Source organism: uncultured Veillonella sp. (assembly GCF_900545205.1).
Taxonomy (GTDB): domain Bacteria; phylum Bacillota; class Negativicutes; order Veillonellales; family Veillonellaceae; genus Veillonella.
Genome location: NZ_UQYC01000066.1, coordinates 1 through 9142, shown reverse-complemented (window position 1 = coordinate 9142; position 9142 = coordinate 1). Strand labels below are relative to the sequence as shown.

The following is a 9142-nucleotide window of genomic DNA, read 5'->3' as shown; positions in this document are numbered from 1 at the left end:
TCTTGTAATGCCTGTTCAATCCCCGATTTCAGGATTTCCTTCATGTCCATGCTCTGTATCCTCCCGCACGTCTATATCTAACTGATTATAAAATTGCCATTCACCTTCGACGGAAATATCATATCCTAAATGAACATGACCTACGCCTTCGTGAAAGTCTACTGTTAATTCATGAGTTTTTACGGCCATGTGTAAATCGCCATACGGCGTTTCATACACGGACTCGCGCTCTTCACCACGGACGTATTGATGGCGCATATTGACCGCTCCTGTACGAAGCAGCACAATTGAATCATCATGGATTTTAATGGTCGTCTTAACCCCATCCATGCCCGTCACACTAGATTCTTCGTAACGCACATATTGTGTATTACCCTTTTTATGTGACGTACCAGGGGAAATCAGCTCCACTACGGTATCCTTGCCGTCCATATCTCGTTGTACACTTTTTACGGACACTAGAACCCGCTTCATTTCGTAACCTCCATGGCAGTAATTAATCATCATATTATACCATAATTAAGGACTATTTTGCACCCTCAATGAGTTGCAATTTCTTAGTCTTTGTCATCTGTTTTATGGCATATTCTCTACGTTGTGCGTCCTGTTTATTGTAAAAGCTTTCAGAATATACCAACGTAACAGGACGTCGCCCGCGAGTATATTTCGCACCGCCTGGAACATGTCCATTATGAGCCTCCATACGACGCTCAAGATCGGTAGTCCACCCACAATACAAAGAATCATCTGCACAACGCACTAAATACACATAGTGTCGCTCTTCAGACTTAGCATCTTTATTTGCCATTTTTTGCATCGTCAGTAATCGGTTCTAATCTAATAGTATTGATGATGACTGGTTCTACTGGTTTATCATTACGACCAGTTTTAACTTTACCGATTTTTTCAACTACATCCATACCTTGTACTACAGTACCAAAGATAGTGTGTTTATTATCTAACCAGTCTGTAGGCCCCAAGGTAATGAAGAATTGAGACCCCCCTGTATTAGGACCACGGTTCGCCATAGCAAGGACGCCCATTTTATTGAAGTGTAAATCGTTGGAGAACTCATCAGGAATGGTATAACCAGGGCCACCAGCACCTGTACCATCTGGATCCCCACCTTGAATCATAAAGCCTTCAATAACGCGGTGGAATGTAACACCATTATAGAAACCTTTTTTTACTAAATAATCAAAGTTTTTTACCGTAATAGGTGCTTTAGAACCTAGCAAACGAACTTTGAATTGACCATAATTTGTATCAAAAATAGCATACTCATCAGCGATTGGCGCATTAGAGAAATTAGGCATGGTTACAGTTTCTGCTTTTACAGTATTACCTTGTGGTTGTTCCCCACTTTTTGTACCACAAGCTGCTGTACCAAGCATTGTAATCCCCAACATTGCGCATAAAGCTAAGCGTTTCCAGTTCATAGTTCCCCCAAAATATATTGTTTATACTAACATGTATGTAAAATTCACATAGAAAAGCCGCTCAACCCGTGAGCGGCTCTTTTTTAGTATATCATGTTTTAGAGAAAATTTGGTTTAAATAATTATTAAATTTACCAATTTATATAACCTTATACTTTCAGTTATAGATCAGTCATTATTTACCATCAAATTGTTCAGTTTTTTAGTCTACAATGAGGACATTAGAACTCAATCAATCCACTTGAAATGTTTGCACGCATTATAGATACCGTCCTTATCACAATCGGTAGTGATATAATCGGCTTTTTCTTTTAATTCAGCACGTGCATTCCCCATGGCAATGTTAAGCCATTCCGGTCTAAACATGGATAAATCGTTATACCCATCGCCAAAGACAACAGCTTGATTAGGCTTCATGCCAAAATAATCCAGCATATTGCGAATACCCAAGGCTTTTTCCATTGGTTCATATAAAACACAGCCATCACCATAACGAATAAGCTTGTGTGTCATATGCTCAATTTCTTTCTCCTCTTCTTCCCCTTCTTTGAAGAACACATAAATCTTGTAAAATTCTTCTACACTATGAAAGTCAAAATTAGGGTCTACTGTCGTTTTAAATACATCCCAATTCGGATGCCAATCTAAAATTTCTTTATACGGCGTAATTCGTCCTAATTTATTCCGATCTGTTACAGCCCAAGGAATATTGTGGGATTCTAGGTACTCCAAATACTTTATACACGCATCACGATCCATACCTATCATGGATACTAATTCATTATTAACGGTCACACTATGACCGCCATCTGCTACAAAATCTGTAAGCCCCGCTTGTTCCGCAAAGCGCTTTGCATCTACTTGGATACGGCCTGTCGCTAGTGCTACCCGATGGCCACGGCGTTTTAATTCATCTAAGCTATATTGAGCACTGTCAGGGATTTTACCTTCTGGCCATACAGCTAATGTATTATCGATATCGAAAAAGAAAAACTTCTGTTCCACAGGCCCTCCTAATCACGTCCGCTCATTAGCTTAAACCGTTCTTTTTGTTCTACATCAGGATATTTTTCTTGATCCACATCACTCAAAAACATATCTAGTGGTCGTACATATAAGTCACGTTGATCATATAATTTTTGATACACTACGAACTGTTCACTCGTTTCCGAATGAGTTGCAACATCTAACACATAATAGTACATGCCTTTAAAATGACGATATAAGCCACCCTTTACAATTTTTCGCATTTATAACCTCATCACATAACATACACAAACGGTTACAAATTATATTAATCAAGAGATTCCATATATTGAATAGCCTTAGTCAACATATCTGCAGTAATTTTGTACGGAGATACATCAATATCATGAACAGATGTAGCCTTTTCAACAATTTGAGGAATATGCGATGCAGTAAGACCTAACTGTGAAAGTTTAGTAGGCCAACCTAATTCGCGGTATATTGGCAACCACCGTTGTAATTCATCCATTTGTTGGTCAACGGTTAACAAAATAAGTAAGCCATATGCTACCATTTCACCATGCAAATGGTTTTCTTCTGTTTCTTTATTAGTAACACAGCCATAACATACAGCATGAGCCATATTACTATTATATGCCATAGGAACACAACCCGATACAATACCGGTAGTAAAGATAACAGTCATAGCAATGGTATCAAATGCATCACTACGTTTTTTAGCTTGACTGTCTTTATAGGCTTGTATACCATGTACTAAAATTGGTTCACTACACATAGAAGCTAGAGTAAGGCCTAACTGAGTATTATAATCTTGCTCACGATTGCGAGCAGAAAGATGAGTTTCATAGTGTTTTGCAATAGTATCTCCCATTCCCGCCCACAAGTAACGGCTTGGCGCTTCTACGAGAATATCAGCATCAATAAAGCAGTGCACAGGAGGATGATTTACAAAGGCTACGTCATCAAAAGTATGCTCTGCAGTGTATACAGCTGCTACTTCTGACGTTGCAGCACAAGTAGAGGCAATGGTCGGAATTGTAAAGAATGGTTTATCATCTAACTCTAGAGCTACTACTTTTACCGTATCCATGGCCTTACCACCACCAACAGCAAATATAAAGTCCGCATCTTTTACAGAAGCCATTTGTGCAATTTCCTTACCTCGAGCGAAAGTACACTCTCCACCAAAGTGAATAATATCTAGCACTTTAATCCCTGCTTTATCAAGCACTGGACGAATGTGTGGCAAAGCTTTAGAAAGAGCTGTCTCACCACCGATGATAGCTACAGACTTACCATATAATTTTGTAAATTTGGGAATAGCGTTAAACACCTCATGACCGCCAAAACTATAACTAGGTAAACAATGAGTACTACGCATAAAATCTTCCTTCCTTCTTTCATTATCTATATTCTTATTATAGAAACTTCTACTCACAAAATCAATTTTATATGACAACCCTGAAGACACAAAAAGGTTCTATACTTTCACCAAAAACGAAAGTATAGAACCATTAATGATATTATTTATTTTCGGACACAAGACCTTTATGGATAAGACCTACAACGAAGCCTAATACCGCAAAGCTCACCCAGCCCATCCCAGCAGCCTGGAATGGAATGTATTGAGTAAAGAGCTGTTCCAATGCAGCAGGTGCAATACCTGCCGTTTCAAGACCAGTCATAAGAGCAGAGATCATTGTGAAAGCCATTGTCCATGCGTATACGCAACGACGACCACCGAACACATTGTGAAGAAGTGCCAACAAGATGATTACAATCGTTAACGGATACAAGAGCATCAACACTGGAATCGCTGCACTGATGATTGTTTTCAAACCGAACATGCTAAGACCAAATGCTGCTACGGAGAAGATTACTACATATAATTTATAGCTAATCTTCGGTGTCAACTTGTGGAAGTACGTACCACAAGAAGTGATAAGACCGATACTTGTAGACAAGCAAGCTAGAAGAACGATGATAGCCAAGATAATTTGACCGAATTCACCGAACAAGTAGTTAGCACTTACGGACAACACAGGAGCACCTGTATCAAACAAACCAAAGCGTTCAACACTAGTAGCACCAATGTTAGCGATAAATACATAAACAATACCGAGAAGACCTACAGCAATAGCGCCTACTTCCATTACTGTTTTTGTAATAACCGCACGAGATGTAGCGCCGCTAAGACGTACAAAGTCGATTACAAGAATAGCAAATACTACGGAAGCCAACGCATCCATCGTATTATAGCCGTCCAAGAAACCTTGCAACACAGCTGTAGGTGCATCACCATAAGCTGGTTGTGGCACTGCATAGCCGCCTAGCGGAGTCATAAAGGATTTAATAATTAACAACAGAATTACAAGTAGTAATGCTGGTGTCAAAATATTACCGATACGATTAACAAGCTTTTGTGGACTAATGGATAACCACAAAGAAACACCAAAGAATAATGCCAAGAAAATTGGTTCCATATTCATGCTTAAACCTTCTGTGAAAGGTTTAATTGCAATTTCATAAGCTACAGTACCAGTACGTGGCGTCGCAAACATTGGACCGATACTCAAGTAAAGAGAAATTGTGTACAACAAGCCATAAATCGGATGAACACGGCTCGCAAGTTCTTCAACATCTTTACAGGAGGAGTACCCCATCGCTGCAACACCTAATAGTGGAAGGCCTACACCTGTTAATACGAAGCCGAGCAAAGCCCAACCTACGTTATCACCAGAATGTTGACCTAAGGCCGCTGGGAAGATCAAGTTCCCTGCCCCAAAGAATAGGGCGAATAACATCATGCCTATAGCCCAATAGGCACGGGCAGATAATTTATCATTACCATTCATAAACGTAACCCCCTTCAGGTTATATATAAAAATAATATTACTATTATAATCCTAATGAGGATATGTATGCAATAAAAATATCCTTGTTATGATATATCAGCATAATATTATTCCTATAAGTAAAGGAAATTAAACATCCGCCTTTTTAATGTGAACTTGCACATCATAGAATGTGCTACCCCAACCTTGATCCGTAGGTCTATCTGCTGTAAGTACATTAATACCTACATTAGGATCACTAGATTGTGATTGCCACCACACGCCAAGTGTTACTAATGTACCTCGTTGTACCTCTTCATCATAGTAAGCTCTAATTTTTACGCTACCACGATCATTATAGATTTCTACTTCATCCCCATCATTAATGTTATATACCTTTGCATCTTCAGGGTTGATACGTAGTTTCATAAGCTCAGGATCATCAAACTCAAGTTCACAGAAGCTAGAATCTAAAATACGAATATCATTACCTATGATGAGCCAGAACGGTGCATTATCTCCATATGGTGGCAAATAACGAATTAATGGTTCCACATCATGCGGATTATATAATTCAATCTTTCCAGATGGCGTTTTAAAATCTAATTTGTAATTTTCAGGCAATGTCATCTCTACAGGTTCACCTTGTAAGATTACATCTTGATCGACCTCAGATATACGACTAGATGTACGAACAATTTGTTCTATTAGCTCCCGTTCACTAAGGTTAAAGAATTCATCTTGAAGCCCCATTCGTTTAGCTAACTCAGAAATCACTTGCCAATTGGATCTAGATTCACCAACAGGATCGATTAATTTATAGCCAGTTCCGATGGTATAGTGCCCATAAGAGTTATATATATCATCATGTTCTACAGATGTAGTGGCCGGTAAAATAATATCCGCATATTTACATGTGTCGGTAAAGAATCGTTCATGAACAACTGTAAACAAATCATCTCTCATCAAACCGTTTCGTACTACATTTTGATCAGGCGCTGTTATAGCAGGGTTACTAGAGAACACATAAAGGCTATGAACTGCTGTACCTGATGGATTTGTAAGCATTTTACCAAGTTTAATCATAGGCATCAAACGCTTAGCTGGTGCAGCAACATGAGCCTGCTGCATCACTTCTTTGCCAACAAACTTACTGCCGCTGGCACTCGATAGCAAACCACCTCCTAGGTGTTGCCAAGCGCCAACTACAGCAGGTAATGCATTAATGGCACGACAACTCATGGCACCATTTCCATAGCGTGACAATCCACTGCCAAGACGTATAAATGGAGCCTTAGCGTTAGCGTATGCATGAGCAAACTCGGTCATACGCTCTACGGAAACGCCACAAAGCTCAGATGCTTTTTCAGGTGTAAAATCAAGCAACACATCATTTACAAGCTCATCATAACCTTGAACATGTTTCTTAATAAAATCTATATCTGCTAATCCATCTCGATGGATAATATGAAGCATGCCTAATGCTAAAGCACCATCACTGCCAGATTTTACGTAAATATGTTCATGAGCTTGATTAAAGGTATAGGTTTTATGGGTATCTATAATCCAAACACGAGCACCATTCTTTTTGGCCACGTTTACATCATGTAAGATATGAACATCGGTAGCAGTCGCATTAATGCCCCACAAAACAATTAAATCACTATGTTGTGCCTCTTGCGGTTTAATAGCTAATGTATCTCCATAAACAGCGCGGAAACCGGCCTGCTTAGCGGGAGAGCAAATACCACGGTCTTGATCTGTCGCCCCAATACGGCGGAAAAAGTAATCTGCTGCTGGACTTTGAATAACACCCATAGTGCCTGCATAGGAGTAACGTAAGATACTTTCACTACCATAAGTACTAATGGTGTCTTTAAAATTATTAACGATAGTATCTAATGCTTCATCCCAGCTGATACGCACATATTGATCTTCTCCCCCCCCCTTTTTACCAATTCGTTTCATTGGGTACTGTAAACGCAACGGAGAATGAACCACTCGTTCATAATGCGCCATCTTAGGGCATAATGTGCCTCTGGTAAAAGCATGATCTTTGTTACCACGAACAGATACTACTCTATTGTTCTCTACAGATACGATGAGCCCACATGCATCTGGACAGTCATATGGACATACTGATTTGTATTCTTTCAAAATAAGCACCTCGCTTATAAATTATATAAACTATAGGATGTATATTTATATTATATTACAGCATCCTTTGTATAAGTGTAACCTTTAATACATTTTCTAACTTTGTAAAGATTAAGAATACTGCATATATTGCATAACAATGCATTCAGTTATCACAATACGTTAATATACTCATCAATATTTTTTATATATAATACTGAACATTTCAAGTTTTATCGATATTTATCCATTCTCATTCTTACTCAAAGCCTAAACAGATATACTAATAAGCTCTATAAAAATACTGCAAATCTATAAAAAAAATATGCAATCATAACTAAAAGTCATAACCATATAGTTTTAGGTATAATCAGTTGTTTCAGTAACTGCCCTAGGAATATGTGACAAACATCACCGGTACGTATGCGTATTTAGTAATGTGTTTCAGACTGTAAGACTATTCAATCTCACATCTTTCTGTGCTATACTGACATTGTCATTTGAGAGGATATAGAGCTCATAAGAAATCATCTTAATTTCATGATATCTAAATTTGGAGTTACTATATCAGGTACATATTTTCTGAAAAGAGGTTTTAACGATGGCAGACGCAAAAAACACTGTGTTATTCCCTTATGAAACATTGAAAAAATTAAGCATGGACGCTTTCCAAAAATTCGGTTTCTCCGAAAAAGAAGCTGACATCATCCAAGACGTACTTTTGACTTCCGACTTGTTCGGTATTCAAAGCCATGGTATGCAACGTATGGTTCGTTACCACAAAGGTATCACTAATGGCTTGATCAAAATCGACGCAAAACCTGAAATCGTAAAAGAAACTCCAATTTCCGCAGTTATCGACGGTCATGACGGCATGGGCCAATTGTTGGGCCACAAAGCTATGGAAATGGCTATCGAAAAAGCTAAAAAATCCGGTGTTGGTATCGTATCCGTACGTAACTCCAACCACTATGGTATCGCTGGTTACTATGCTAAAATGGCTTCCGACCAAGGCTTAATCGGTTTCTCTTGTACAAACTCCGAAGCAATCATGGTTCCTGTATATGCTCGTAAAGCTATGCTTGGTTCCAACCCTATCGCTTGGACTGTACCTGCTGATCCTGTTGACTTCTTCTTCGATTGCTCCACTACAGTAGTAACTCGTGGTAAACTTGAAATGTACAACAAAATGGGCAAAGCTACTCCAGATGGTTGGGCTGTTAACAAAGACGGCGTTCCTTCCACTGATGCAGCTGAAGTATTGGGCAACATCTCCCGTCATGAAGGCGGCGGTATCCTTCCTTTAGGTGGTGCTACAGAAGTTCTTGGCGGCCACAAAGGTTATGGTAACGGCATGATTGCTGAATTATTCTCCTCCATCTTGTCTCAAGGCGGTACTTCCAACAAATGTATGGTTGGCGGTAAATCCAACATCTGCCACGGCTTCATGGCTATCAACCCTGAATTCTTCGGTGACCCAGCTGAAATCAAAAAACACTTCTCCCAATTCTTACAAGAATTACGTGAAGCTCCTAAAGCTCAAGGTCAAGACCGTATCTACACTCATGGCGAAAAAGAACATGAATCTGTTGCTAAAGTTAAAGCTGAAGGCATCCCTGTACTTAACGGTACAATGCTTGAAGTTCAAGACCTTTGCAATGAATTAGGTTTAGACTTCAAATCCTACTTCGGCGATTATGTACCAGAAGCTCCTGCTACAATGTTCAAAGGTAACTACTAATACCT

General features: G+C 39.1%; 9 protein-coding genes. 1 reads left to right on the top strand and 8 read right to left on the bottom strand.

The window, feature by feature from the left end:
- Positions 1 to 15: 15 nt before the first annotated feature.
- From QZR70_RS07295 to QZR70_RS07260, 8 genes are all read right to left on the bottom strand, one after another.
- Positions 16 to 474 (bottom strand): DUF1934 domain-containing protein, encoded by a 459-nt coding sequence (locus QZR70_RS07295; protein ID WP_105089767.1) that lies wholly within the window; start codon positions 472 to 474, stop codon positions 16 to 18.
- A 52-nt stretch (positions 475 to 526) separates the two neighbouring features.
- Positions 527 to 808, bottom strand: coding sequence for a GIY-YIG nuclease family protein (locus tag QZR70_RS07290; RefSeq protein WP_105089768.1), 282 nt, complete (start codon positions 806 to 808; stop codon positions 527 to 529).
- Positions 798 to 1439: a peptidylprolyl isomerase gene (locus QZR70_RS07285; RefSeq protein ID WP_295794155.1), complete on the bottom strand. Its 642-nt coding sequence runs from the start codon at positions 1437 to 1439 to the stop codon at positions 798 to 800. The genes QZR70_RS07290 and QZR70_RS07285 overlap by 11 nt, the downstream gene beginning before the upstream one ends.
- A gap of 228 nt (positions 1440 to 1667) precedes the next feature.
- The gene (locus QZR70_RS07280) at positions 1668 to 2444 is read right to left on the bottom strand and encodes an HAD family hydrolase (protein ID WP_295794153.1); all 777 of its coding nucleotides are present in this window, start codon (positions 2442 to 2444) and stop codon (positions 1668 to 1670) included.
- Positions 2445 to 2452: 8 nt separating this feature from the next.
- Positions 2453 to 2689 carry a DUF1653 domain-containing protein gene (locus QZR70_RS07275; protein WP_005385326.1) on the bottom strand — a complete coding sequence of 79 codons (237 nt, stop codon included), beginning with the start codon at positions 2687 to 2689 and terminating at the stop codon, positions 2453 to 2455.
- Positions 2690 to 2733: 44 nt separating this feature from the next.
- A complete protein-coding gene (locus QZR70_RS07270) occupies positions 2734 to 3807 on the bottom strand; it encodes an iron-containing alcohol dehydrogenase family protein (protein ID WP_295794150.1) in 1074 nt (357 codons plus the stop codon).
- Between the two features lie 142 nt (positions 3808 to 3949).
- Positions 3950 to 5281, bottom strand: coding sequence for a branched-chain amino acid transport system II carrier protein (gene brnQ, locus QZR70_RS07265; RefSeq protein WP_119207057.1), 1332 nt, complete (start codon positions 5279 to 5281; stop codon positions 3950 to 3952).
- 129 nt (positions 5282 to 5410) lie between these two features.
- Positions 5411 to 7417 (bottom strand): molybdopterin-dependent oxidoreductase, encoded by a 2007-nt coding sequence (locus tag QZR70_RS07260; protein ID WP_119207056.1) that lies wholly within the window; start codon positions 7415 to 7417, stop codon positions 5411 to 5413.
- Between the two features lie 580 nt (positions 7418 to 7997).
- Here QZR70_RS07260 and QZR70_RS07255 point away from each other — a divergent pair.
- Positions 7998 to 9137, top strand: a complete 1140-nt coding sequence (locus QZR70_RS07255; RefSeq protein ID WP_005379755.1) for an Ldh family oxidoreductase — start codon at positions 7998 to 8000, stop codon at positions 9135 to 9137.
- Positions 9138 to 9142: the final 5 nt, after the last annotated feature.